Source organism: Oerskovia jenensis (genome assembly GCF_016907235.1).
Lineage (GTDB): Bacteria > Actinomycetota > Actinomycetes > Actinomycetales > Cellulomonadaceae > Oerskovia > Oerskovia jenensis.
Genome location: NZ_JAFBBO010000001.1, coordinates 3096644 through 3120584, shown reverse-complemented (window position 1 = coordinate 3120584; position 23941 = coordinate 3096644). Strand labels below are relative to the sequence as shown.

Sequence of the window (23941 nt, the reverse complement as noted above, 5' to 3'; positions counted from 1 at the left end):
GTGGTGACAGGAGAGTACACCCGTTCCACAACTGGCGGTCCACCGCATTCTCGGGCGCCGCGTGGCCCTCCGGGCACGGCCTACCCGAACGTGAACGTGAAGACCTGCATCCCCGCGGGCACCTCGAGCTCGACCGTTCCCTCGCTCGGCCCCTCCCCCTCCAGCACGGGGTAGAGGGTCGGGTTCCCCGAGACGTCGATCTCGCGCCGTTCGACGACCGTCCCCGCCTCGTCCCGGACCGTGGCGGTCACCGTGCCCTCGCCGCCCAGGACGCTGAACACGTCGGTGCCGCGGTACGCCAGGCGCACGCGGGCGTCGTCGGACACCGCGGTGGCACCCTGGAAGTCGACGTCCCACGTCCCTCCGAGCGAGAACGTGTCGGGCGCCTGGTCCTCGGTCAGCGTGAACGCCTGCTCACCCGCGGCGTAGCGCGGCTCGCCCGCGTAGTTGCCGACCTTGCCCACCGAGAGGTACGTCTCGGGGGTCGTCGACCCGTCGGGCGTCCCGTCCTCGACCGACGTCGCGCCGGGCAGGCTCACGCCCGGGTTCGCGTCCGCGAGGAGCTCGCGGATCAGCCCCTCGGTGTCCTCGTAGCCACCCTCGCCGAACCGGATGTGCCGCACGGTCCCCTCCGCGTCGATCAGGTACTGCGCGGGCCAGTAGCGGTTCCGGTACGCGGTCCACGTCGCGTAGGAGTTGTCCTGCGCGACCGGGTACGTCACGCCCAGGTCCTCGGCCCCCGCGACGACGTTGCGCGTCTCGCGCTCGAACGCGAACTCGGGCGTGTGCACCCCGATGACCTCGAAGCCCTCGCCCACGTCCTTGTACTGCTCGTACCAGGCGTCGACGTGCGGGATCGCGCGCTGGCAGTTGATGCAGGAGTAGGCCCAGAAGTCGACCAGGACCACCTTGCCGCGCAGGTCGTCGAGCACGAGCGGCTGGTCGCCTGGTGTGTTGAACCAGGTGTCGATCCCCCGCAGCGCGGGCGCCGGACCGCAGTCCTCGAGCTCGGAGGCGCCGTTCGAGCAGTTCGACAGCTCACGGTTCTCGTCGGTCACGATCCCGCCGAGGTCGAGCGCCTCGCGCACCGTCCCGGACGCGTCGACGCGCTCCTGGAGGCTGCCCGTGTAGTCGGGCAGCGCGCGCTGGAGGTACGCGGGCAGGTTGAACGCGAGCCCGACGGCGAGCGCGATCATGACCACGCCGCCTGCCACGCGGATGCCCCGGGTGTGACGCTGGAACGCCTTGACCCGCTCGGCCACGCGACGTCCCGCGAGCGCGAAGACCAGCAGCGGGATCGCGGCCCCGACCGCGAACGACACCGTGAGCGCGACCGTCTCCGGCCCGATGTTCCCCGTCGCGCCCGCGACCGTGATGGCCGCGAGGACCGGCCCCGCGCACGGCACGTACAGGACACCGAGGCCCAGGCCCAGCACGAACGCCCCGCGGTCCTGGCTGCGCGCCCCGCGACGTGAACCCAGCGCCGCGATCTTCTGGAACGGCCGCTCGAGCACCTCTTCGAACCGGGGCACGATCATGCCCACCCCGATGACCGCGAGCAGCGTCAGCCCCACCCAGCGCAACAGGTCCTGCGGCAGGCCGAGCGCCCCGAGGAGCAACGAGCCGAGCAGCGTGAAGACGCTGAAGCTCACGACGAGCCCGGCGATCACGAGGTAGGGCCGCCACGAGCGGCGTGCGCCCCGGCTGCCGTCGCCGTCGTGCCCCGTCCCCGCCCGACGGCGCCGCTCACCGCCCGCGGACGGCGTCCCGTCCTGGGTGGACGGGTCGGACGTGGCACCCGGCGCCGCGTCGCCGGACGGGCGGACCGCCGTGACGACCTGGCCGCGCGCACCGACCTGGACCGCGCCGGGGACGCCGGCGAACAGCGAGGCCGTCGGGGTGCCCGACCCGGCCCCCGCCGAGGGCGACGGGTCCGCGGTGGACGCTGCGCCGTCGGGCACGGGGACGGGCGAGGGCGCAGCGGCCACGGTGCCGCGGGCGCCCTGCACGCCGCCCGCGAAGAAGATCACGGGGAGCATCGGGAGGATGCACGGCGAGATGCCGGTGATGAGGCCACCGATCAGGCCGATGAGCACGAGGGTTTCCATGGCCGGGGTTCGGCGCGACGGCCCCGGCGGATGGGTCGCGGATCTCCTCGGACGTCCGACCCATCCACGCCGCCCCCCGCTCCGAACCTCCTGCGAGACGTCCCGCACCTGACGGGGCGACGACAACGAGGAGAGACCGATGAACGTTCGAACCCGTTCGTACGCCGTGGCCGGCGTCGCCGCCCTGGCGATCCTGGGCCTGACCGCCTGCAGCTCCGACTCGGACTCCGGCTCCGGGAGCGACTCGTCGAGCGCGTCGGAGATGACGACGCCTTCCGACGACATGTCGCAGGAGGCCATGACCCCCGAGGTCGACCCCGCGGCGAACCTCGTCGGCCCCGGCTGTGCGGCCTACGCCGAGCAGGTCCCCGACGGCGCAGGCTCCGTGACCGGCATGTCGACCGACCCGGTCGCCGTCGCCGCCTCCAACAACCCGCTGCTCACGACCCTCACCGCCGCGGTGAGCGGGCAGCTCAACCCCGACGTGAACCTGGTCGACACGCTCAACGGCGGCGAGTTCACGGTGTTCGCGCCGGTCGACGACGCGTTCGCCAAGATCGACCCGGCGACCATCGAGAGCCTCAAGACCGACTCCGACACGCTGACCAAGATCCTCACGTACCACGTGGTGCCCGGCCAGCTCACCCCGGACCAGGTCGTCGGTGAGCACGAGACCGTCGAGGGCGGGACCGTGACCGTCACGGGCTCGGGCGACGACCTCATGGTCAACGACGCCACGGTGATCTGCGGTGGCGTCATGACGCAGAACGCCACGGTCTACCTCGTCGACACGGTCCTCATGCCGACCATGTGACCACCGACGCCGGCCGCCGCGGTTGTCCCCGTGCCGCGGCGGTCGGCCCTCAGCGGTCTGCGGGCCGACCACGGGGACGACGAGCGAGGAGCCGGCTGCACCGGACGGGATGCCCGGGCGGCCGGCTCCTCTCGTGCGCTGCCCCGGCCGTCACGGCCGGGGCGGCACACCTCTCGGCGCGGTGAGGCTCAGGAGTGCGCCCGACGACGCGCCCAGACGATGCCCGCCCCGCCACCGACGAGCAGCACGGCCAGGAAGGCGGCCGCACCGGCCGTGGCCCCGGTCGCTGCGAGCGACGGCCCGCCCGGCGCCGTCGCACTCACCGGGGTCGCCGGGGTCGCCGGACCGTCGAGGGGACCGGTCGCGGCGAGGATGCGGGGGTTCGCGCACGACGCCGTCGCCGCGGGATAGCTCACGGTCGTCGAGTAGCCCGGGTTGACCTCGAACAGGACCTCGACACCCGCACGCGTCCACGCGTAGTTGCCGTCGGTCTCGGTGTACGAGCCGTCCGCCTGACGCTCCCAGCCCGGCCAGGCGCGGGGCTCGCCCGCGGAGGCGCCCGGCCACAGGAGCCTGCCGTCGAGCGGCAGACCCTCGACCGTGTAGTCCTCGCCGTCGCCCGGGTGCAGGAACGTGATGCTCAGGGGACGGTCGCTGTCCGCGACGTAGCCCTCGGGCAGGAAGACCTCGTAGCCGAGGTAGGGCGTGTCGGCCTCGCAGACCGCGCCGATCTCGCCCGGGGTCAGGGCGCAGTCGGCGGCGTCCTGGTCGATCGTGAACGTCGCGGACGTGCCGTCCGCGGCGAGCGCGTACCCCTCGGTCGCGGTGAGCGCGTACCCGGCGGCCGGGCGCGCGACGATCGTGTCGCCCACGTGCTCGTAGGTGATCTCCGCGGTGCTCTGCGGGGCGTCGACCGTGCGTCCGGCCGGCGTGCACACGTCACCGACGGTCGGCGCGACCGGGGACACGGGCTTCGCCGGCGTCTCGGGCGCGGGCTTCGACGGGCGCGGCGGGTTCGGCTCCTCGTCGCACGCCGGCACCGTGATCAGGTCGCCGAGGTCGTGGTGCTTCGAGTCGATCAGCGCACCCCCCAGGGCCGACGTCGGCGGGGTGATGGTCCCGGGCCAGACGAACGTGCCGTTCTGCCTGACCCTGTCCTGCTGGACGGCCCAGCCGTCACCGCAGACCTCGGTGGGCAGGTCGGTCGGGAAGGTCGTGTACCACTCGGTCCCCGGCTTGTGGTGGACGAGCGTCTGCGGCCCGGAGTTGCCCCAGGACGCTGGCTTCGTGGGGTCGTTCTTCTTGTAGACGTAGAGGCCGGTCTCCTTGTCGGGCTTCGAGGTGCCGGCGCACGCATCGGTCGTGCCGTCGTCGCTGAAGTCGAACCGCTTGCCGTCCGAGGCCTTGACGGCGAGCTCCCAGGAGTGACCGACCGAGGTGTCGGGGAACGCGTAGGAGGTCGACCAGGAACGCTTGAAGGACTCGTCCTTCACGACCTTTCCGTCGACCTTCACGACGACCGAGTTGGCACCGTCGGAGTACTGGGTGAGCTTGACCTCGAGGCCGGTGCAGGTCGCGGTGACGCGGGGGGTGTGGGCGGAGGCGGGGGCCGCGGTGGCGACCAGTCCGCCGAGTGCGAGCAGCGCGGCAGCGCCGCTCGCCAAGAGCTTCTTCACGGGTGGTGGATTCCTTCCGGGGTGATGTCGGAGCGCCTTCGCACGACGACACAAGGTGGGAACGTGTCGTATTGCATCACCAATACCCAGAGTTTTACAAACCCTGGCGTATATCCGGGATCGGACCAAGGAATTACCCGAGAGCGGGTATTTCTGAGCCCTTTACGGGTCGATTTCTATCCGAGGTCGAGTATCAGGTCTCGAGCACGACCAGCGGGTCGCTCGTGGGCTGCGGAGAACCCCCAGCAGGCTCGAGCGTCACCGCGACGCCGGCGCTCCCCGCCGCCTCGACGAGCAGCGCGGCCGACCCGTCGTGAGCGTCGAAGACTCCGGCCGAGACCATCTCCTCGCCCTCGACGAGCCAGAGCTGGTAGTCCTCGGCCGACCCCGCCCTCGGCAGGTCCGTGACCGAGAACAGCACGCGGTCCCCCGAGACGAGCGCGCTCGCGTCGCCACCCCCGACCATCTCCCCCCGGACGATCTCCGCAGCCGGGTCGGCCAGCATCGAGGCGACCGCGTCGGCCTGGGTCTGGAGCCGGACCTGCTCCTGACGAGCCTGGACCGCGAGCGTCGTCGGGACCGCGACGGCCACGACCGCCGCGGCGGCTGCCGCGACGACGGCCCAGCGTCGGCGGCGCGTCGACCGGGGGCGCACTCCCCCGCCAGAGCCCGAGCCTGCCGGGGGCGTCGTCCCCGCGGCACCCTCGCTGCCCCACGGCGCCGCGACCTGCGGCACCGTGGCCAGGCTGCCCAGCACCCGCTCACGCAGGGCGGCAGGCGGGTCCGCGTCCACCGTGAACGCCGCGACCACCGCGCGGTGCTCGTCGAGCTCACGGCGCGCGTCCGGGTCGGCAGCGAGCAACCGCTCCACGGCACGCCGGTCCAGGTCGTCGACCGCGTCGAGCGCGTAGGCCGCCAGCAGGTCGCGCGGACCGTCGGACCCGCCCGGGCCGTCTGGCGCGCCCGGGCCGTCTGGCGTACCCGGGCCCTGGGCGCCGGGCATCGGCCGTCCGGTCTCGTCAGCCACGGTTCACCCCCAGGCAGTCCCGCAGGCGCACGAGGCCGTCACGGATCCTCGACTTCACGGTCGGTACGGCCGCCCCCAGCTCCACGGCCACCTCCCGGTACGTCAGCCCACCGAAGTACGCCCGCACGACGGCGTCGCGCTGGGTCCCGGTCAGGCTCCCCAGGCACTGCCGCACCGCGGCCGACTCGAGCAGCTGCTCGACCTCCTCCGCCACGACGTCGTGCCCGCCCCCGGCGAACCTGCCGTCGACGTCCTTCTGGTCCCGGACCCGGCGCGACTGCTCGGACCGCACCCGGTCCACCGCCCGTCGTCGGGCCATCGTGACCACCCACGTACGAGCCGAACCCCTGGAGGCGTCGAAGCGCACCGCTGTCTGCCACACCTCGATCATCACCTCCTGGGTCACCTCCGCCGCATGGTCGTTGTCGCGCAGCACCGCGAGCGCCGTGCCGAAGACGGCCGGGGCCAACGCGTCGTACACCGGCGCGAACGCGTCCGGGTCACCCCCGGCGCACGCGGCGAGCGCGGCATCGAGAGCATCGGGCTCGCTCGTCCTCACAGGTGGCACCCGCCCAGTCTGCCCCAGGGCTGCCGACGCGGCGCACCGGCGGACCACCCGCGGTGCGTGGCCTCCCGCGACGACCGAGGCACCTGTGGTTCGTCGCCGACGGGCCCGCGGATGGGTCCGGCCGGGCGCCACCCGGGAACCGCTACCCTCGCGGGGTGACCGAGACCCACCGAAGCCCCCGGATCCAGCCCGTCTACCTGCTGGTGGCCGGACTCTTCGTCGTGCTGGTCGCCCTCGCCGTCTGGGCCGTGGGCCGTCCCGGCAACGCCGCCACCACCCCCGTCCCGCTCTCCGACACCGAGGCCGTCGCCGCGCTCGAGAAGAAGGTCGGGGAGCTTGACGGCGTCGAGTCGGTCGAGATCGAGAAGACCGAGACGGACGAGCCCGGATTCGACGTCCCCGTCCTGCGGCTCGTCATGACGGTCGACCTCGAGAGCCTCACCGGCCCCCAGGCCTCGCAGGACACCGCGGACGAGGCGCGCGCCGCTCTCCTCGAGGCGGGGATCCGAGGCTTCCACGAGACCTGGGTCGTCGACGAGGTCCCCGGCACCGGCTCGACGCTGCGCGTCGGGATGGACGGCACCGGGATGTACTCGGTCGCGGCCGGCGTCGGGTTCCTCGACGCCGGGGCCACCTCGGTCCTCGCCGACGCGACGACCACGGCAGTGACCGTGCGCACCCCCGAGGACCTCCTGACGATCGCCGAGGCCACCCAGGGCCTCGGGCACGGGATCGTCTCCCTCTCGACCGACGACTCCCGTGCCCGGTACTTCGGCGGCCACTACCTCACGCCCCCGCCCCTGCCGGCCGTCGCCCTGCTCACCGAGGCCGCCGCGCGCGACGAGGTCACCGAGGTCTCGTACGAGGCCGGCCCGGCGATCGAGGACGGCTCCGTGGGAGACGACGACGCCCCTCTCCTGACGGTCCGCGTCGACGGGGACCCCGCACCCACGGCTGCCTGGCTGCGCGCCTCGGGCCAGGCCGAGCTCCTCGGACGCCCGATCCAGTTCGTGGTCGACGGCGAGGGGACGTCGGAGACGGGCTGGGTGAGCGACCTCGAACCGGCCGGACCCGACCCGGCTCTCGCGGGACAGGACGCCGCGGACGCGGCCGCAGCGGCCGCGGACGGGATCCCTGCCTGCACCGGCCCGGACCTCACCCCGGAGCTCGTCGGGTTCGACGCCGCCATGGGGTCACGCTTCGCGATCCTCCGTGCGACGAACGGCTCGGGCGCACCGTGCGCTGTCGACGGTCGCCCCGAGCTGAGCTTCCTGCGCGCCTCGGGCACGGAACCCGAGGTCACGCTCGAGCCGTACCTGGACGGCGGCAGCTCCGTCCGGCTCGTCGTCCCCCCCGGGCAGGCCGTCGAGTCCCTGGTCCGGTGGGGCGCGATGTCCACGGCCAACGACCCGGACGTGACCACGAGCTTCCTCGTCAAGACCGTGGTCGGCGCCGACGCCGTCCGTCTGCCCGTGACCTCCCACCTGGGCGGAGAGGGCGGCGTCGACATCCTCGGCGGGGCGACCGTGGAGGTCGGCTCCTGGACCACCCCGAGCAGCACGACCCCCTGACCCCGTCCCAGGACGACGACGGCCGCTCTCCCCGTGGGGAGGGCGGCCGTCGTCCTGGAACGAGAGGGCTCAGAGCGCCCGGCGCGCCCGCACCGACTCGGCGAGCTCGCCGAGGAGCTCGGCCGTCGTGTCCCAGTCGATGCACTTGTCCGTCACGGACTGCCCGTACACGAGCCCGCTCGGAGCCGGCGCCTGGGCACCCGCCACGAGGAAGCTCTCCATCATGAGGCCCGTGATACCGGCCTCGCCCTCGGCGATGCGGGCCGCGACCTCGCGCACGACCTCGGCCTGGCGCACGTGGTCCTTGCCCGAGTTGCCGTGGCTCGCGTCGATGACCAGGCCGTGCTCGACGGCCCCGCCCAGGCCCGAGGCGGCGGCCACGCGCAGGGCGGACGCGACGTCGTCGGGGCTGTAGTTGGGGCCGCTGCGGCCACCGCGCAGGATGATGTGGCAGTCCGGGTTGCCCGCGGTCTCCACTGCGGCCGCGCGGCCCGCGCCGTCCGTGCCGAAGAACGTGTGCTCGCTCGCGGCGGTGATGCAGCCGTCGACCGCGATCTGGATGTCGCCGTCGGTCGCGTTCTTGAAGCCGACCGGCATCGACAGGCCCGACGCGAGCTGGCGGTGCACCTGGCTCTCGACGTTGCGCGCGCCGATCGCCCCCCACGACACCGCGTCCGCGATGTACTGCGGGCTCGTGGGCTCGAGGAACTCGGTCGCCGCGGGGACACCCGCGTCGAGGACGCCCAGCAGGACCTCGCGCGCGAGGTGCAGGCCGCGGTTGACGTCGTGCGTGCCGTCGAGGTCGGGGTCGTTGATGAGGCCCTTCCAGCCGACCGTCGTGCGCGGCTTCTCGAAGTACACGCGCATGACGATCGCGAGGTCCTCGGACAGGTCCTTCGCGACGGCCGCGAGGCGGTGCGCGTAGTCGAGCGCGGCCTCGGGGTCGTGGACCGAGCACGGCCCGACGATGACGAGCAGACGGTCGTCCTCTCCCGCCAGGACGTCGCGGATCTCGCGGCGCGACTGGGTGACCAGGTCGCCACGAGCCGTGCCGAGCGGCAGCTCCGCGAGCATGTCGACGGGGGCGGGCAGAGGGTCGAGGGCGCGGATGCGCAGGTCGCTCGTGGGCGCCTGCAGCTCGTACTCGGGGTGGGAGGTCACGCGTTCCATGGTGTCACCTGCACCGGCGGGTGACGTGGTCGTCTCGTGGTGACGTTCGTCGGTCTCCGGCGAGGCGGCGGTCGCGGTCGTGGCGGTCATGCGAGGGCTCCTGATCTGAAGGTGACTCAGACGGAGCCGCGCGGCCTGCTCTGTGTCCGGAGTCGGCCCGTCTGAATGACGAAGGGCCCGGACGCGGTCTGCGTCCAAGGCCCTGTGCTGGCTCCGGGGGAAGGTTGGTCAGGCGAACGCCCGCTCGGCCCCTCCAGGAGCCAGCGTAAAGCGCCGATACCAACGAACCGTGTTCACCCGACGACCGTAGCACAGGGGTTTCGGGGCTCCGGCGGGCCGTCTCACTCCCCGGGCGGTCGACACGTCGTGCTCGTGCCAGGACCAGCGACGTGTCAGAACCAGCGAGGACCCGAGGTCTCGCTGGTTCTGACACTCGCGCGGAGCGCAGGTCTACGCTCGAACCCATGCCGATCCCCGAGTTCGTCGCTGCCCTCCGGTCCCACGTCGGGACCGACCTCCTGTGGATGCCGGGGGTGTCGGGGGTCGTGATCGACGACGACGGCCGCCTCCTCCTGGGGCAGCGCGCCGACACCGGGCAGTGGGCGATCGTCAGCGGCATCCTCGAGCCGGGCGAGGACCCGGCCGTGGGCCTCGCCCGCGAGATCCTGGAGGAGACCGGCGTCGCGGTCCACGTCGACGCCCTGACCGGGGTCACCGTGACGCCACCCGTCGAGTACCCGAACGGTGACCGGTCGCAGTACCTCGACCTGTGCTTCCTGTGCCGCCCGGTCTCCCCCGCCGCCGCGGCCGAGGCCCACGTCGCGGACGACGAGTCGCTCGCCGTCGCATGGTTCTCGCCCGACGACCTGCCCGCCGACCTCGCCGCGTCGACGAGCGAGCGCCTCGGCCACACGCTGGGCTACCTCGCGGACCCGGCCGCGGGCCCGCACTTCGTCCGGTAGCCCTGCGTCACGACCAGCGGAACAGCCTCGCCGCGAGCGGCAGCAGCACCACGGTCCACACCGCCATGACCACGAGCTGCGACACCGGGACGCCCGTCCCGAACCAGCCCGTCGTCATGGCCTGCGTCGCCGCGCCGAGCGGCGTGTAGCCGGCGACGGTCTGCACGACCTCGGGCATGACCGGCCCGGGCGTCCACATGCCCGCGAGGAACAGCATCGGGAAGTACAGCGTCATCCCGACCGCCGACGCGGTGCTCGCCTTCCCGGCGCGCGACGCGATGAGCATCCCGATCGAGAACATCGACAGGATCCCCAGCAGGAAGCTCGCCAGGACGATCGCGAGGTTCGTGGGGCCCGCGAGGTCGAACACCACGCTCCCCACGACCACCGCGAGCAGCGCCGCGGCGCAGACCATCACCAGGTTGATGAAAAGGTGCGCCCCGATGAGCCCCTGCGGCTTCATGGGGGTCGTCGAGAGCCTGCGCAGCACGCCCTTCTCGCGGAACGTCGCGAAGTACACGGGCAGGGTCGTGAGCGCGACCGTCGCGACCGCGGTCGCGAGCGCCACGGGCACGTAGACCGCGACCGCCGTCAGCCCCTCCCACGGCGGCGGCGCGTCGGTGATGACGTCCCGCATGCCGGGGAACGCGAAGCCCACGCCCACGAGCAGGACCGTCGGGAAGAAGAGCGCGAAGAAGACCGTCCCCGGGTCGCGGAGCAGCAGGCGGGCCTCGGTCAGGGTCAGGGTGCGCAGGCCGTGCCAGCCGGTGCCTGCGATCCTGCGGCGTCGGGGTGTCGGGGACGACCTGGCCGACCGGCTCACCGGTGTCGTCGGCGCGGGGGCGTGGGGTCGCGTGGACTGCGTGTTCATCGCACTACTCCTTCGGTGTCGGACCGGTCGCCGGTCGATGCGGGGGCCGTCGCCCCCGTGTGGTCGTACGTCCTGCCCGTGACGTGCACGAACACGTCCTCGAGCGATCGGGTCATGGTCCGGACGTCGGGCACGACGTCGCGCTCCGCGAGGGCCAGCACGACGGCGGGCAGCACCCGCCGCGACCCGGTCACCTCGATCTCGCGGCCCGCGCGCGCCACGGCCCGGACGTCCGCGAGGCCGCCGAGGACCTCGAGCACGCCGGGCTCCTCGTGGGGCTCGACCCGCAGCCGCAGCACGCGCGTGGAGTCGACCGACTCGATGAGCTCGGCCGGGGACCCGGCCGCGACGACGACGCCCTGGTCGATGACGACGAGGCGGTCGCACAGGCGCTCGGCCTCGTCCATGAAGTGCGTCACGAGCAGGATCGTCACGCCCCGGTCCCGCACGCGTTCGACGAGCTCCCACGTCGCGCGGCGGGCCTGCGGGTCGAGCCCCGTGGTCAGCTCGTCGAGGATCGCGACCTGCGGGTTCCCGACGAGCGCGAGCGCGATCGAGAGCCGCTGCTTCTGCCCGCCCGAGAGCTTCGCGAACTGCCGGTCGCGGTGCGGGGCGAGGTCCAGCAGGTCCATGAGCTCGGCCGTGTCGGCCGGGTCCTCGTAGAACGAGGCGTAGAGCCGCAGCGCCTCGGCCACGGTCATGCGCTCGTTGAGCTCGGCCTCCTGGAGCTGGACGCCCAGGAGCTCGCGCACCGAGGCCGGGTCCGACTGCGGGTCCCGGCCGAGGATCCGGACGGTCCCGGAGTCGGCCTGCCGCAGCCCGGCGAGGCACTCGACCGTGGTCGTCTTGCCGGCCCCGTTGGGGCCGAGGATGCCGAAGATCTCCCCCGGCCCGACGGCGAAGCTCACGTCGCGCACGGCGACGGTGCTCCCGTACGCCTTGCGCAGGGCGACGACCTCGATGGCCGGTGCGGCGCCGTCGGGCACGGTGCGTGCCGAGAGCGACGGCGCCGTGGACGGTGGTGGCGGGGTGGGGTGTGCGGTGGTCATGGTGACCTCCTCGAGGGTGTGCTCGTCCGCCGGGCGGCGCACCGGTGACCGGGCGCCGTCCGCTGGACGGGATGAACGTTCGTGGTGGGTGCGCCGGCCCCGGGAGGGGACGCGCCGCGCTAAGGCGTCGGGGACGCCAGGGCTGTCAGACGGTTGTCAGAGGACCGTCAGGTCGTGACGGGAGCGATGGCCACCGACCGCGTGACCAGGTGGAACGCGAAAGCCGCAGCGGCAAGGCTCAGCAGGCCGCCCACCACCGCGGTGAGCACCTGGGCGTCGGCCAGCCCGACGGCCTGGGCGAACGGCTTGCCGAAGTACCCGCTCTGGAACGCGAGCTCGACGAGGACCAGGGGCACCAGGAACACCGGGATGGCGAAGGTCCCGCGCCACACTCCGTAGCCGTAGTACCCCATGCCGATCGCCGCGCCCGAGAGCCAGTACACGCTGCAGAAGAAGAGCTGCACCAGGAACGCGGTGCCGACCTGGCCGCCGTCGGCGTAGAGCTGGGCCCGGTCGAGCTCGGGCGACCAGCCCTGTGCCCGGAAGACGAGCCACTCCACGTAGCCGAGCACTGCCGCGACGATCGCGAACGTGAGCCCGAGGAACACGGCCGTGACCCAGGTCGAACGGATGAACGACCGTCGGGTGCCGCCCGCCGCGACGTGCACCGCGATCATGGCGAGGGGGGTGATGATGCCCATGACGAACAGGAAGAACTTCGCCGACCCGCTCACGACACCGTCGATCACGCTGCCGTCGAGGATGTCCGTGCGGACCTCGACGTAGCCGATGATGCCCGCGATGACCAGCACGATCGCCCAGAACCACACGCCGATCTGCCACGTCCCCGCGCACATCGACCAGACTGCCGTGCGCAGCGAGCGCTTCTCGGCCGTGCGACGTACCGCGGCACGCTGCACGTCCCTGTCGGTGAGGGCCGTGGGGCCCACCAGGTTCTCGGTCATGACCGCTCCTCCCGGGTCAGGTGCACGAACAGGTCCTGCAGCGGCACCGCGCCGAGCTCGAGGCCCGCCTCGGTCGCCGCGGTGCGCTCGGCGTCGTCGAGCGTGCCGAAGAGCGTGACCTGGGCGGTGCCGCCCAGGCGCTGGCGGGCCAGGACACGACGACCGTCGACGAACTGCTCGACCGCGGCAGCGGCCCCCGTGAGGCTCACTCCCCTGCCGCGGACCGACTCGACGCTCTCCGCGAGGAGCACACGCCCCTTGTCCACGATCACGACGTCCTCGAAGATCCGCTCGACCTCGTCGATCAGGTGGCTCGACAGGACGATCGTGCGCGGGTGCTCGGTGTAGTCCTCGACGAGCGCGTCGTAGAACGCGTACCGGCTGGGCGCGTCCATCCCGAGGTACACCTCGTCGAAGATCGTCAGCGGTGCGCGCGACGCGAGCCCGATGACCGCGCCGAGCGCCGAGCGCTTGCCGCGCGAGAGGCTCTCGGGGGGCTTGCGCAGGTCGATCTCGAACTGGTCGACCAGGCCGGCCGCGAGGTCGGCGTCCCAGTGCTCGCGCAGCTCCGCGTAGTAGCCCAGGGTGTCCTTGACCTTGGTCGCGGCGATCGTGTCGCCGCTCTCGCGGACGAGCTGCGTGCCGGCCATGGTCCACGCGTTCTCGAACGGGTCCTCGCCGTCGACCAGCACGGTCCCGGCATCGGGGCGGCGCATGGCCGCGACGAGCGAGAGGGCGGTGGTCTTGCCCGCGCCGTTGCGGCCGAGCAGGCCCGTGATGGTGCCGGGGCGGACCTGGAGGCTCAGGCCGTCGAGCGCGGGGTGCTTCTCGTCCTTGCCGAAGCTCAGGGTCACGTCCCGGAGCTCGACGCCGAACGGCTCGGGGCGGGTGGGGGCGGTCATGAGGTCTCTCCCGTCGGGGTGGTGCTGTCGAGGGTGCGACCGAGGACGTGGTCCACGATCTCGGCGGGCGTGATGCCCAGCAGGTCGGCCTGCACCAGGGCGGGTCGCAGGACCTCGGCGAAGTAGCGGTCGCGGTGCTCGGCGAGCAGCTTCTCGCGTGCGCCGGTCGCGACGAACATGCCGACCCCACGGCGCTTGTAGAGGACGCCCTCGTCGACCAGCCCGGCGAACGCCTTGGCGGCCGTCGCGGGGTTGATGCGGAAGGTCGTCGCGTACTGGGTCGTGGACATGACGGGCTCCTCCTCGGCGAGGTCGCCGCTCAGGATGTCGTTGCGGATCTGCTGAGCGATCTGCAGGTAGATGGGTTCAGGTCCGTCGAACATGGGTCCCATCCTCTCGTCGCTCGCACGTTCTGTGGTTCATTACATGAGTAATGAACCATAGAACCAGCCGGTAGCGCAAGGCCTTCCTCGCCGAGAAGTGAGTTGTGGCCCCTGATCCGACCGGATCAGGGGCCACAACTCACTTCTCGGGGACGGCGGACAGCACGACGGCGCCCGCTCACCGGAAGGTGAGGGGCGCCGTCGGGCACTGCGATGCGTCGTCCGTGTCAGAACCAGCGTGACCTCGAGGTCACGCTGGTTCTGACAACCGGGTCACGCGGGAGCCGAAGCCTTGCTCGCGAGGTCCGCCGCGACGAGCTCCGCGACCTGCACCGCGTTGAGCGCGGCACCCTTGCGGAGGTTGTCGTTCGACACGAACAGCACCAGGCCGCGACCGCCCGGCACGCTCTGGTCGGTACGGATGCGGCCCACGAACGACGGGTCGGCACCTGCGGCCTCGAGCGGGTTCGGGACGTCCGAGAGCTCGACGCCCGGAGCTGCCGCGAGCAGCTCGCGCGCACGGTCCGGCGAGATGGCCTGCCCGAACTCGGCGTGGATCGCGAGCGAGTGCCCCGTGAACACCGGGACGCGCACGCACGTGCCCGCGACCAGCAGGTCCGGGAGACCGAGGATCTTGCGCGACTCGTTGCGGAGCTTCTTCTCCTCGTCGGTCTCCTCCTCGCCGTCGTCCACGATCGAGCCGGCGAGCGGCACCACGTTGAACGCGATGTTGCGCGGGAACTTGTCCGGCGCGGGGAACGAGACCGCGCTGCCCGAGTGCACCAGACCCGTGAGGTCCTGCTCGGCGCCCGCGACCGCCTGGTCGCGCAGCTCGGCCGCGCCGGCCAGCCCCGCGCCCGAGACCGCCTGGTACGTCGCCACGATCAGGCGCTCCAGACCGGCCTCGTCCGCGAGCGGCTTGAGGACCGGCATCGCGGCCATGGTGGTGCAGTTCGGGTTCGCGATGATGCCCTTGCGCGCCTCGTGGATCGCCTCCGGGTTGACCTCCGAGACGACCAGCGGGACGTCCGGGTCCATGCGCCACGCGGACGAGTTGTCGATCACGACGACGCCCGCCGCGGCGTACCGCTCGGCCTGCGCCTTCGAGGTCGCACCGCCCGCGGAGAAGAGCGCGATGTCGAGGCCCGACACGTCGGCCGTGGCCGCGTCCTCGACGACGACGTCCTCACCCTTCCACGGCAGCGTGCTGCCCGCGGAGCGCGCCGAGGCGAAGTAGCGGATCTGCGCGACCGGGAAGTCGCGCTCCGCGAGCAGACGACGCATGACGGCGCCGACCTGACCGGTCGCACCGACGACGCCGACGACGAGGCCTGCAGAGTTCTGGTTGCTCATGGTTCTCTCCTCGCTCAACGGCCGGTGCCGGCGTAGACGACTGCTTCGCTCTCGCCGTCCAGCTCGAACGCGGTGTGGATGGCCCGCACCGCGTCGTCGAGGCTGTCGGCACGGGTCACGACCGAGATACGGATCTCCGACGTCGAGATCATCTCGATGTTGATGCCCGCGTCGCGCAGCGCACCGAAGAGCTGCGCCGAGACGCCCGGGCTCGACTTCATGCCCGCCCCGATGAGCGAGACCTTGCCGATCTGGTCGTCGTACTGGAGCGACGCGAAACCGATCTCCTCGCGCACGGCGTCCAGGGCCGTGGTCGCGAGCGCGCCGTCGTCCATGGGCAGCGTGAACGAGATGTCCGTCAGGCCCGTGGCCGCGACCGACACGTTCTGCACGATCATGTCGATGTTCGCGCCCGCGCCGGCCACGACCTCGAAGATGCGTGCGGCCGTGCCCGGCACGTCCGGGACGCCGACGACGGTGATCTTGGCCTCGCTGCGGTCGTGCGCGACGCCGGAGATGATCGGAGCTTCCATGATGACCTCTGCCTCGTTGCCGGCCGGGGAGCCGGGAGCCTGCTGGGGGACGTTCGGCACCGAGCGCGCGTCGTTCGACACGATCGTCCCGGCCTTCGTCGAGAACGACGAACGGACGTGGATGGGCACGCCGTAGCGGCGCGCGTACTCGACGCAGCGCAGCACCAGGACCTTGGCCCCGCTCGCCGCCATGTCGAGCATCTCCTCGTAGGAGATGTGGTCGATCTTGCGGGCCGTCGGCACGATGCGCGGGTCCGCGGTGAACACGCCGTCGACGTCGGTGTAGATCTCGCACACGTCGGCGCTCAGGCCCGCCGCGAGCGCCACGGCCGTGGTGTCCGAGCCGCCGCGGCCGAGAGTCGTGACGTCGTTGGTGCTCTGCGTGACGCCCTGGAACCCGGCGACGATCGCGACCGAGCCCTTCTCGACGGTCTCGCGGATGCGGTGCGGGACGACGTCGACGATGTGCGCCTTGCCGTGCACGGCGTCCGTGATCACGCCGGCCTGCTGGCCCGTGAACGACTTGGCCTTGACGCCGAGGTTGTTGATCGCCATCGCCAGGAGCGACATCGAGATGCGCTCGCCTGCCGTGAGCAGGATGTCCATCTCGCGCTGGGGAGGGAGGGGGGTGACCTGCCGGGCGAGGTCGATGAGCTCGTCCGTCGTGTCACCCATGGCCGAGACCACGACGACCACGTCGTGTCCGGCCCGCTTGGTCTCTGCGATGCGCTTCGCCACCCGCTTGATGCTCTCCGCATCAGCTACCGACGAGCCACCATATTTCTGCACGACAAGTGCCACTTGCTGCTCCGTTACGTCGCCGGCCTCCGTCTCTCTCAACGGCCCGCCGGGTGTTTTACGAGTCGGTCGATGATAGCCCGCAGCCCGGGTGCGCCGGGAGGGTGCTCAGGATGCGGCCGGGGTCGACCGCTGACCAGCGCCGACGCCGTGCTCGGCGGGTGCCGAGAACGGGGTTCGGGCCGTTTCCGGGCCGTTGGCGGCCTCCATCCCGTTCTCGGCGGCGGGTGGGCAGCCGGGCAGCCGGTCAGGGGTGCGGGTTGGTCAGCACCAGGTAGGTGTACAGCCCGAGCGCCGTGCACGCCAGCACCGTCAGGACGAGGCCCCGCCGCTGCGGCCGGGCGACGAGGATCCCGAGCGCGGCAGGCACGGTGACGAGCACGACGAAGTCCGCGAACGCCTCGGTGGCAGGCGTCGGATCGCCGAAGCAGGCACGGTCCGCCTCGACGCCCGGACCCGTCTCGCAGAAGTAGCCGTAGCCGTCGATCCCGCGGTCGTAGGTGATCATGGCGGGGAGCGCCACCAGGCCATATCCCACGACAGCGACGAGCACCCCGACGAGAAGGCGCCACCGCGAACGAGGCCGACCGTGCAGGTCGCGCAGGTCGTGCACGAGGTCGCTGTCACGGTCCCTCGCACCCGGCTGCCGCACCTGCGACCGCCCGCGAGACGGGTGCTCGCGCACGAAACGCGTCTCGCCGTCAGGTGCGTAGCCACCCGTCTCGGACCGGACCACCCGTCTCGGCCCCGGCCGACCTCCACCGTCCGGTCCGGCCGCCCCCGGCCCGTGCGCCGTCACGCCCCCACCCGCAGGACCAGCTCGGCCAGCCCGGCCAGAGACGTGATGCGCGCGGGCTCGTCGTGCGGCCCCTGCCCAGTGCGGTCCAGGTGCACGGCCTGGAGCCCGGCCTCCCTGGCCGCGACGACGTCGAGGTCGTACCGGTCCCCGACGTGCAGCGCGTGACGCGGGTCCACTCCCAGGGCGGCGCAGACCAGCAGATAGCTCTGCGGGTCCGGCTTGGCCACACCCAGCCCCTCGGCCGTGAAGACGGGCCCCAGGCGACCCACGAGTCCCACGGCGCGGAGCTTGGCGTGCTGCTGCTCGTCGGTCCCGTTGGTCAGGACGGCCAGCCGCACGGGCAGGTCCTGGAGCACCGCGAGCATCGGCTCCACGTCGTCGAACGCGGTCCACGACGCCGCGTAGTGGGCGGCGTAGCCGGCGAACACCTCGTCGAGCTCGGCCTCGCCCCCCAGGTCGACGCTCGTGTCGAGGCCCGCGAGCGGCAGGACGTCGCGCAGGCGCCGCCGACGCTGCTCCGCGAAGCTGATCTCGCGCGAGCGCCACGCCGAGAAGTGCTTCTCCTCGGCCACGAACCACGCCGTGACCAGGTCGTCGGTCGCCTCGACCCCCAGGCTCGGCAGCCAGGCCGCGAGCGCCGCCCGCGCGGACCCGTCGTGGTCGAGGAGCGTCCCGTCGAGGTCGAGGACGACCGCCGTCACGGGCGAGACGGGTGGCTGCGCACGAGACGGGTCGTCCGGGCGGTCGCGCAACCACCCGTCCGGGACCGCACCACCCTTCTCGGCTGGTCGGACGACCCCCTCCGCACCGGCCCCGCCAGGCTCCCCCTCCTCGCGCACGCTCACTCCCCCAGGCTCGTGACGACGTCGTACCCCAGCTTGCAGATGAGCGCGCCCACCACGACCACGAACACGACCCGCACGAACCCGCTGCCCTTGGCCACGGCCATGCGCGCCCCGATGTACGCGCCCAGCAGGTTCGCGGCCCCGATCGCGAGCCCCAGCCCCCACAGCACCGCGCCGTACGGGACGAAGAAGATGAGCGCCCCGGCGTTCGTCGCGAAGTTCGCGATCTTCGCGAGCGCCGAGGCGGGCAGGAACGCGTACCCCAGGATGCTCACGAGCGAGATGACGAAGAACGTCCCCGTCCCAGGGCCGAGCAGCCCGTCGTAGAACCCGATCACGAGCCCGATCCCCGCCGCGGCCCACCGGTGCCCGTTGCCCTCCCAGCGCAGGTTCGTCGTGTGGCCGAGCTTGGGCTTGGCGATCGTGTACGCCGCCACGGCGATCAGGACCACCAGGATGATCGGCTTGAACAGCTCGGCGGGGATCTTGGACGCGAGCGCGGCCCCACCGACCGCCCCCACGAGCGCCGCGATCGCCATGGGTCCGGCGGTCCGCAGGTCCGGCCCCACGCGCCGGTAGTAGGTGGTGGCGCTCACGGACGTACCCATGATGCTCGCGAGCTTGTTGGTCGCGAGCGCCTGGACCGGGCTGATCCCGGGGACGAGCAGCAGCGCGGGGAGCTGGACGAGCCCTCCTCCGCCGACCACGGCGTCGATCCAGCCCGCGGTCAGGCCCGCGAGGACCAGCAGGGCGATCGTCAGGAGGTCGAGCTCGAGCCCGCCCGAGCCGGGCAGCACGATCCCGTCGCCGGCAGCGAGAGGCGCGTGCGCCACGAGAGGAAGAGCCGCGGCGAGGTCCCAGGTCACACGGCAGTCTCGCACGACGGCGCGGAGGTCACTCAGGAGACGCACGAGCCGCCAGGACGTCACCCGGCCGGGCTGCACCGCATCGGGGCGCACCCCGCTACGCTCGGCGCCATGACGAGCACAGGGGCTCCCCAGGGGGATCCAGCAGAGCACCGACCACCACCCGGACAGGCAGACCCGCCCGCGACGCCTCCCGCACCACGCCCCTCCCCGGACGCGTCCGCGCCGGACGGACGCGACGCCGTCGGGCCGGAGGTGCCCGTCGCACCCGAGGCGCCCCCGGCACCCGGCCCGCACCACGCGCCCGACGACGCCGTCACCTCGGGCGGGATCGTCGCCCAGGGCGTGCGGCGCGCGTTCGGGGCGGTGCGCGCGGTCGACGGCGTGGACCTCGTGGCGCGCCCCGGCCGGGTGACGGCGCTGGTCGGACCCAACGGGTCGGGCAAGACGACGCTCCTGCTCGTCCTCGCGGGGCTCCTCACCCCGGACACGGGCAGCGTGCGCGTCGCGGGCTTCGACCCGGTCACGCAGAGCTTCGCGGCCCGTGCCTGCACGGGATGGATGCCCGACGCGTTCGGCACGTGGGACTCCCTCACGGCCCGGGAGGTGCTCACGACGTTCGCGGCGGCCTACCGTCTGCCTCCCGCCGCGGGGGCTGCCCGCGCAGCCGAGCTGCTGGCCCTGGTGCACCTCGAGGAGTACGCCGACCGCCCGGCGAGCGTCCTGTCCCGCGGGCAGAAGCAGCGCCTGGGGCTTGCGCGCGCACTGGTCCACGATCCCGACGTCCTGCTGCTCGACGAGCCCGCGAGCGGCCTCGACCCGCGTTCGCGCGTCGACCTGCGGGTGCTCGTGCGCGAGCTGGCCGCGCGCGGCAAGACGGTCCTCATCTCGAGCCACGTCCTGACCGAGCTCGACGAGATGGCCGACGACGCCGTGTTCCTCTCGCGCGGGCGCACGGTCGCCTCCGAGACCGTGGGCGAGGCCGCGACGACGCGTCGCACGTGGCGCGTGCGCGCACTCGACCCGTTCGCGCTGCACGCCTGGCTCGTCGGGGCGGGGGTCGTGTTCGGCACCGAGCCCGACGGCGCCGCGCTCGTCGACCTCGACAGCGACGTCTCGGCTGCGGCCCTCCTGCGCGACGCGGTCGTCGCCGGTGTCCCCGTGGTCGCGAGCGCCCCCGCCGGGGGCATCCTCGAACAGGCCTACCTCGCCCTCGAGGAGGAGCGTCGATGAGCACCCTGCAACAGTCCCTCACGCCCGCCGAGACCGGTCCGACGACACCGGCGGGGCCACCGGGGAGCCGTGGCGACTGGGCCCTGTCGTGGCACGGGGTCAAGACCGTCGCGACGCTCGAGCTGCGTCAGCGCGTGCGCTCGACCCGGTGGAAGATCGCGCTCGTCGTGTGGTTCGTGATCGTCGGGGGGATCACGCTCCTGACCTCGGGCGCACTGACGGCTTGGTCACCCGACGCCGGCGACGTCGAGCTCGGCCCCGTCATCTTCGGCGCCGTGGTCTTCTTCGTCCTGTTCCTCGGGCTCCTCGTGGCGCCGACCCTCAGCGCCTCGGCCATCAACGGGGACCGGAACGCCGGGACCCTCGCGACGCTCCAGGTGACGCTGCTGACCGCGGCGGAGATCGTCGTCGGGAAGCTCGTCGCGGCGTGGAGCGCGGCGCTCGCGTTCCTCGTCGTGAGCATCCCGTTCGTCGCATGGGCGCTCGTGGCCGGCGGCGTCTCGTTCCTGGCGCTCGTCACGACGATCCTGCTCCTCGCGGTGCTCCTCGCCGTGGTCTGTGCGATCGGTCTCGGGTTCTCGGCGCTCACGACCAAGACGTCGGGTTCCGCGGTGCTGACCTACCTCACGGTCGCGGGGCTTACGGTCGTGAGCCTGATCCTGTTCGGGCTCACGACCCCGCTGGTCACCCAGGAGAGCAGGATCCAGGTCTGGACCGTGCCCTCCGACCACGACTGGGAGTCCACCGACCTGCCCGAGTGCGTCTGGGAGACGGTGACCGTCCCGCAGACCCACACCGAGAGGACCTGGTGGCTCCTCGCGGTCAACCCGTTCGTGATCGTCGCCGACGCGGCCCCCGAGCCCACGCACGCGGACGACGGCGACCCGTACTACTCGGCGTCCGACCCGCTGTCGCTGATCCGCGCAGGCGTCCGCGCCGCCCGGACGGGACCCGCTCCCGAGCAGGACTGGTGCGGTGGGGGCGCGAGCCCGGTCGACGCACCGGAGCCCGACGACTCCGCCGTCTGGCCGTGGGGCCTCGGCGCGAACCTGCTCCTCGGCGCCGGTGGCGTGGTCCTGGCGGTGCGCCGGCTGCGGGTGCCGTCCGCGAAGCTGCCACGCGGGACGCGCGTGGCCTGAGCGGACTCGTCGCGGGGCGGGCGCGACCGACGGGTCGCGCCCGCCCCGGGATCTCTAGGCCGGCGAGCCCTAGGCCGGCGGACCGTACGTCGCGCGGGCGTGATCGTTGATCGACGGCCCGTCGACGCCGGGCTCGACGGGCATCCAGGCGCAGCCGACCTCCATGGTCAGGAACTCCACGAGACCGTCGCGGTCACCGGTGGCGACGTGCCCGAGCACCAGCTCGCGGGAGTGTCCGCCGAAGTCGGGACGGCCTTCCTCACCCTCGGCTGTCGCGGCCGCGAACGCCTCCGGGGTGGGCGCCGCGAGCACGAGGGGCTCCGGGGGTGCTTCGGGTCCCGTCCAGGACTCGACGTGGTCGAGCACGGCCCGGCAGGTCTCGAGCTCGACGACCGAGTCCTGCGCGAACGCCAGGCGCGACTCCTCGGGCACCTGGTCGAACTCGTCCGACATCAGGTCGAGGGTCTCGACGACGGCCTCCCGCGAGAGCCCGTCGAACACCGCGTGGTCCGCGGTGATCGGCTCCCGTGACGAGCACGCGCTCGTCACGGCCACCACGAGCAGGACACCGGCCAGGGTCGCGACGCGCGCACGTGCTGTCATGGCGCACGACCCTAGCGACCCCGAGCCTCGGTTCGCTCCCCCGCCGTGGCCGGCAGACCTCAGGCGTGCAGCGCGTCGTACTCCGCCTCGGCGGCGACGTCGTCCTCGACGTCGAGACGCAGGTGCGCGAGCACGAGCTGCAGGACGCGCAGCGCGCTCGCGGCGCGCTCGCCCCACAGCGACAGGTAGGAGAACTGCCACCACCACAGGGCCTCGAGCTCCTGGCCCGAGTCGTAGTGCTGGAGCCCCTTGGCCAGGGCCTCGGCGATGCACGCGATGTCTCCCGAGACCGACGCCTGCCCGACGACCGCGCCCAGCACGGGATCCTCGATCTCCGGGTAGTCGTCGAGGCCGTCGAGCAACCGGGCCAGGCCCTCGCGCAACGGGTCGAGGTCCGTCTCGGGCCCGGCGTCGGGCTCGAAGCGCTGGTCCGGGACGACGTCCATCATGGCGCCGAGCCGCGCGCCCGCGGCCAGCAGGTCCGAGGTCGCGAGGAGCAGCAGCGGGATGGCAGCCTGCGGGGCGGCGCCCGAGGCGACCTCCGCGGTCGTCGTGAGGAAGGTGCGCGCCTGCGCGGACACCGAGGCCGCGACGGACCGAAGGTCCGACCCCACGGCCTCTTCGGTCTCAACCACTGACGACCCTCCGTCCTTCGAACGCCCTCCCGAGCGTCACCTCGTCGGCGTACTCCAAGTCTCCACCCACGGGCAGCCCGGACGCCAGGCGGGACACGCGCAGCCCCATGGGCGCGAGCATCCGCGTGAGGTAGGTGGCCGTGGCCTCGCCCTCCACGTTGGGATCCATCGCGAGGATGACCTCCTGGACCGCGCCGTCGGCGAGCCGGGTCAGGAGCTCGCGGATGCGCAGGTCGTCGGGGCCGACGTTGTCGATGGGGTTGATGGCCCCACCGAGCACGTGGTACTTGCCGCGGAACTCCCGCGTGCGCTCGATCGCGACGACGTCCTTGGGTTCCTCGACGACGCAGATCACCTCGACCGAGCGCCGGGGGTCGCGGCAGATGCGGCACTGCTCGGACTCCGCGACGTTGCCGCAGATCTCGCAGAACCGGACGCGCAGCTTGACCTCGGTGAGCGCGTCGGCGAGCCGCCGCACGTCCGCGGCGTCGGCCGCGAGGAGGTGGAACGCGATGCGTTGGGCACTCTTGGGGCCGACCCCGGGGAGTCGGCCGAGCTCGTCGATCAGGTCCTGGACCGCGCCTTCATACACGCCCCCAGCCTACGTGGCGGCGGCGACCCCGCGGTCCGCAGCGCGCGGGTGACGCGGGCCGCGTGTCGGCCGTCGTGTCAGTCCTCGTCCGCCACGATCTCCACCTCGAAGCCGTCCTCGTTCTCGAGGTAGGCCGCGTAGTGGTCGGGGCCGCCCGCGTACGGGTGGGCGTCGGCGAACATGAGGCTCCACCCGTGCGCGGACGCGCGCGCCACCAGGTCGTCGACCTCGTCGCGCCGACCACCCGAGAACGCCAGGTGGTTGACCCCTGGGCGCAGGCGGTCGTGCCCCTTGCCGTGGACGGCGGGGCTCGCCTCGAGCACGATGTACGTCGCTCCCCGCAGCCAGCTCTGACCCGTGGCCCACGTCTGGAAGCGGGTGTAGCCGAGCTCGTCGAGGAGCCACGCCCAGGTGCTCTCGGCGGCGTCGAGGTCCTCGACCCACAGCTCGACGTGGTGGAGCTCGCCGCGCGGGCTCAT

Annotated in this window: 23 protein-coding genes and 1 pseudogene; 5 read left to right on the top strand and 19 right to left on the bottom strand. The window is 72.6% G+C overall.

The features are described 5' to 3' along the window. Nucleotides 1–80: 80 nt before the first annotated feature. Nucleotides 81–2108, bottom strand: a complete 2028-nt coding sequence (locus JOD49_RS14085; RefSeq protein WP_205307725.1) for a cytochrome c biogenesis protein DipZ — start codon at nucleotides 2106–2108, stop codon at nucleotides 81–83. A 139-nt stretch (nucleotides 2109–2247) separates the two neighbouring features. Here JOD49_RS14085 and JOD49_RS14080 point away from each other — a divergent pair, with 139 nt between their 5' ends. Further along, a complete protein-coding gene (locus JOD49_RS14080) occupies nucleotides 2248–2922 on the top strand; it encodes a fasciclin domain-containing protein (RefSeq protein WP_205307724.1) in 675 nt (224 codons plus the stop codon). 188 nt (nucleotides 2923–3110) lie between these two features. Here the strand turns inward: JOD49_RS14080 and JOD49_RS14075 are convergent, their stop codons facing one another. From JOD49_RS14075 to sigK, 3 genes are all read right to left on the bottom strand, one after another. Then, on the bottom strand, nucleotides 3111–4598 hold the full coding sequence (locus tag JOD49_RS14075; RefSeq protein WP_205307723.1) for a hypothetical protein: 1488 nt from the start codon (nucleotides 4596–4598) through the stop codon (nucleotides 3111–3113). A 193-nt stretch (nucleotides 4599–4791) separates the two neighbouring features. Beyond that, complete coding sequence (locus JOD49_RS14070) at nucleotides 4792–5625, bottom strand: anti-sigma factor (protein ID WP_205307722.1); 834 nt, start codon at nucleotides 5623–5625, stop codon at nucleotides 4792–4794. Further along, entirely contained in the window at nucleotides 5618–6193 is a 576-nt protein-coding gene (gene sigK, locus JOD49_RS14065) for an ECF RNA polymerase sigma factor SigK (protein ID WP_205307721.1), read from the bottom strand. Before sigK ends, JOD49_RS14070 begins: the two co-directional genes overlap by 8 nt. 155 nt (nucleotides 6194–6348) lie before the next feature. Between sigK and JOD49_RS20580 the strand changes: the two genes are divergently transcribed. Then, a complete protein-coding gene (locus JOD49_RS20580; protein ID WP_205307720.1) occupies nucleotides 6349–7764 on the top strand; it encodes a DUF4232 domain-containing protein in 1416 nt (471 codons plus the stop codon). A 69-nt stretch (nucleotides 7765–7833) separates the two neighbouring features. On the opposite strand, the gene JOD49_RS14055 is transcribed toward JOD49_RS20580, so the two are convergent. Next, nucleotides 7834–8934: a 3-deoxy-7-phosphoheptulonate synthase gene (locus JOD49_RS14055; protein WP_205309001.1), complete on the bottom strand. Its 1101-nt coding sequence runs from the start codon at nucleotides 8932–8934 to the stop codon at nucleotides 7834–7836. Nucleotides 8935–9398: 464 nt separating this feature from the next. Here JOD49_RS14055 and JOD49_RS14050 point away from each other — a divergent pair, with 464 nt between their 5' ends. Further along, complete coding sequence (locus JOD49_RS14050) at nucleotides 9399–9896, top strand: NUDIX hydrolase (RefSeq protein ID WP_205307719.1); 498 nt, start codon at nucleotides 9399–9401, stop codon at nucleotides 9894–9896. 7 nt (nucleotides 9897–9903) lie between these two features. On the opposite strand, the gene JOD49_RS14045 is transcribed toward JOD49_RS14050, so the two are convergent. From JOD49_RS14045 to JOD49_RS14000, 10 genes are all read right to left on the bottom strand, one after another. Further along, nucleotides 9904–10767: an ABC transporter permease gene (locus JOD49_RS14045; protein WP_205307718.1), complete on the bottom strand. Its 864-nt coding sequence runs from the start codon at nucleotides 10765–10767 to the stop codon at nucleotides 9904–9906. Beyond that, nucleotides 10764–11816 carry an ABC transporter ATP-binding protein gene (locus JOD49_RS14040; RefSeq protein ID WP_205307717.1) on the bottom strand — a complete coding sequence of 351 codons (1053 nt, stop codon included), beginning with the start codon at nucleotides 11814–11816 and terminating at the stop codon, nucleotides 10764–10766. Before JOD49_RS14040 ends, JOD49_RS14045 begins: the two co-directional genes overlap by 4 nt. Before the next feature lie 167 nt (nucleotides 11817–11983). Next, complete coding sequence (locus JOD49_RS14035) at nucleotides 11984–12781, bottom strand: hypothetical protein (RefSeq protein WP_205307716.1); 798 nt, start codon at nucleotides 12779–12781, stop codon at nucleotides 11984–11986. Next, complete coding sequence (locus JOD49_RS14030; protein WP_205307715.1) at nucleotides 12778–13683, bottom strand: ATP-binding cassette domain-containing protein; 906 nt, start codon at nucleotides 13681–13683, stop codon at nucleotides 12778–12780. The genes JOD49_RS14035 and JOD49_RS14030 overlap by 4 nt, the downstream gene beginning before the upstream one ends. Then, the gene (locus JOD49_RS14025) at nucleotides 13680–14066 is read right to left on the bottom strand and encodes a GntR family transcriptional regulator (RefSeq protein WP_205307714.1); all 387 of its coding nucleotides are present in this window, start codon (nucleotides 14064–14066) and stop codon (nucleotides 13680–13682) included. Before JOD49_RS14025 ends, JOD49_RS14030 begins: the two co-directional genes overlap by 4 nt. 273 nt (nucleotides 14067–14339) lie before the next feature. Next, nucleotides 14340–15419, bottom strand: coding sequence for an aspartate-semialdehyde dehydrogenase (locus tag JOD49_RS14020; protein ID WP_205307713.1), 1080 nt, complete (start codon nucleotides 15417–15419; stop codon nucleotides 14340–14342). A 14-nt stretch (nucleotides 15420–15433) separates the two neighbouring features. Beyond that, nucleotides 15434–16753 carry an aspartate kinase gene (locus JOD49_RS14015; RefSeq protein ID WP_205307712.1) on the bottom strand — a complete coding sequence of 440 codons (1320 nt, stop codon included), beginning with the start codon at nucleotides 16751–16753 and terminating at the stop codon, nucleotides 15434–15436. A gap of 244 nt (nucleotides 16754–16997) precedes the next feature. Beyond that, nucleotides 16998–17363 (bottom strand): hypothetical protein, encoded by a 366-nt coding sequence (locus tag JOD49_RS14010; protein WP_205307711.1) that lies wholly within the window; start codon nucleotides 17361–17363, stop codon nucleotides 16998–17000. Between the two features lie 182 nt (nucleotides 17364–17545). Next, nucleotides 17546–18394 (bottom strand): HAD family hydrolase, encoded by an 849-nt coding sequence (locus JOD49_RS14005; protein ID WP_307822551.1) that lies wholly within the window; start codon nucleotides 18392–18394, stop codon nucleotides 17546–17548. Continuing rightward, the gene (locus tag JOD49_RS14000; protein WP_205308999.1) at nucleotides 18391–19188 is read right to left on the bottom strand and encodes a TSUP family transporter; all 798 of its coding nucleotides are present in this window, start codon (nucleotides 19186–19188) and stop codon (nucleotides 18391–18393) included. Before JOD49_RS14000 ends, JOD49_RS14005 begins: the two co-directional genes overlap by 4 nt. Nucleotides 19189–19650: 462 nt before the next feature. On the opposite strand from JOD49_RS14000, the pseudogene JOD49_RS13995 reads away from it, so the two are divergent. Beyond that, a pseudogene (locus JOD49_RS13995) lies at nucleotides 19651–20493 on the top strand (ABC transporter ATP-binding protein); the annotation flags it as partial. Beyond that, nucleotides 20490–21632: an ABC transporter permease gene (locus JOD49_RS13990; protein WP_205307709.1), complete on the top strand. Its 1143-nt coding sequence runs from the start codon at nucleotides 20490–20492 to the stop codon at nucleotides 21630–21632. The pseudogene JOD49_RS13995 and the gene JOD49_RS13990, both read left to right, overlap by 4 nt. Nucleotides 21633–21701: 69 nt before the next feature. Here JOD49_RS13990 and JOD49_RS13985 read toward each other — a convergent pair whose 3' ends face one another. The 4 genes from JOD49_RS13985 to JOD49_RS13970 form a co-directional block, all read right to left on the bottom strand. Continuing rightward, complete coding sequence (locus JOD49_RS13985; protein WP_205307708.1) at nucleotides 21702–22235, bottom strand: hypothetical protein; 534 nt, start codon at nucleotides 22233–22235, stop codon at nucleotides 21702–21704. Between the two features lie 59 nt (nucleotides 22236–22294). Then, nucleotides 22295–22870, bottom strand: a complete 576-nt coding sequence (locus tag JOD49_RS13980; RefSeq protein ID WP_205307707.1) for a DUF5063 domain-containing protein — start codon at nucleotides 22868–22870, stop codon at nucleotides 22295–22297. Next, on the bottom strand, nucleotides 22863–23462 hold the full coding sequence (gene recR, locus JOD49_RS13975; protein WP_205307706.1) for a recombination mediator RecR: 600 nt from the start codon (nucleotides 23460–23462) through the stop codon (nucleotides 22863–22865). Before recR ends, JOD49_RS13980 begins: the two co-directional genes overlap by 8 nt. A 77-nt stretch (nucleotides 23463–23539) precedes the next feature. Then, on the bottom strand, nucleotides 23540–23941 hold the full coding sequence (locus tag JOD49_RS13970) for a VOC family protein (protein WP_205307705.1): 402 nt from the start codon (nucleotides 23939–23941) through the stop codon (nucleotides 23540–23542).

Bases quoted from the DNA above. Each gene is read 5' to 3' on its own strand.
- JOD49_RS14085 (WP_205307725.1), bottom strand. From the start codon at position 2,108: ATGGAAACCCTCGTGCTCATCGGCCTGATCGGTGGCCTCATCACCGGC.
- JOD49_RS14080 (WP_205307724.1), top strand. From the start codon at position 2,248: ATGAACGTTCGAACCCGTTCGTACGCCGTGGCCGGCGTCGCCGCCCTG.
- JOD49_RS14055 (WP_205309001.1), bottom strand. From the start codon at position 8,934: ATGGAACGCGTGACCTCCCACCCCGAGTACGAGCTGCAGGCGCCCACG.
- JOD49_RS14050 (WP_205307719.1), top strand. From the start codon at position 9,399: ATGCCGATCCCCGAGTTCGTCGCTGCCCTCCGGTCCCACGTCGGGACC.
- JOD49_RS14045 (WP_205307718.1), bottom strand. From the start codon at position 10,767: ATGAACACGCAGTCCACGCGACCCCACGCCCCCGCGCCGACGACACCG.
- JOD49_RS14040 (WP_205307717.1), bottom strand. From the start codon at position 11,816: ATGACCACCGCACACCCCACCCCGCCACCACCGTCCACGGCGCCGTCG.
- JOD49_RS14035 (WP_205307716.1), bottom strand. From the start codon at position 12,781: ATGACCGAGAACCTGGTGGGCCCCACGGCCCTCACCGACAGGGACGTG.
- JOD49_RS14030 (WP_205307715.1), bottom strand. From the start codon at position 13,683: ATGACCGCCCCCACCCGCCCCGAGCCGTTCGGCGTCGAGCTCCGGGAC.
- JOD49_RS14025 (WP_205307714.1), bottom strand. From the start codon at position 14,066: ATGTTCGACGGACCTGAACCCATCTACCTGCAGATCGCTCAGCAGATC.
- JOD49_RS14020 (WP_205307713.1), bottom strand. From the start codon at position 15,419: ATGAGCAACCAGAACTCTGCAGGCCTCGTCGTCGGCGTCGTCGGTGCG.
- JOD49_RS13990 (WP_205307709.1), top strand. From the start codon at position 20,490: ATGAGCACCCTGCAACAGTCCCTCACGCCCGCCGAGACCGGTCCGACG.
- JOD49_RS13985 (WP_205307708.1), bottom strand. From the start codon at position 22,235: ATGACAGCACGTGCGCGCGTCGCGACCCTGGCCGGTGTCCTGCTCGTG.
- JOD49_RS13970 (WP_205307705.1), bottom strand. From the start codon at position 23,941: ATGAGCCCGCGCGGCGAGCTCCACCACGTCGAGCTGTGGGTCGAGGAC.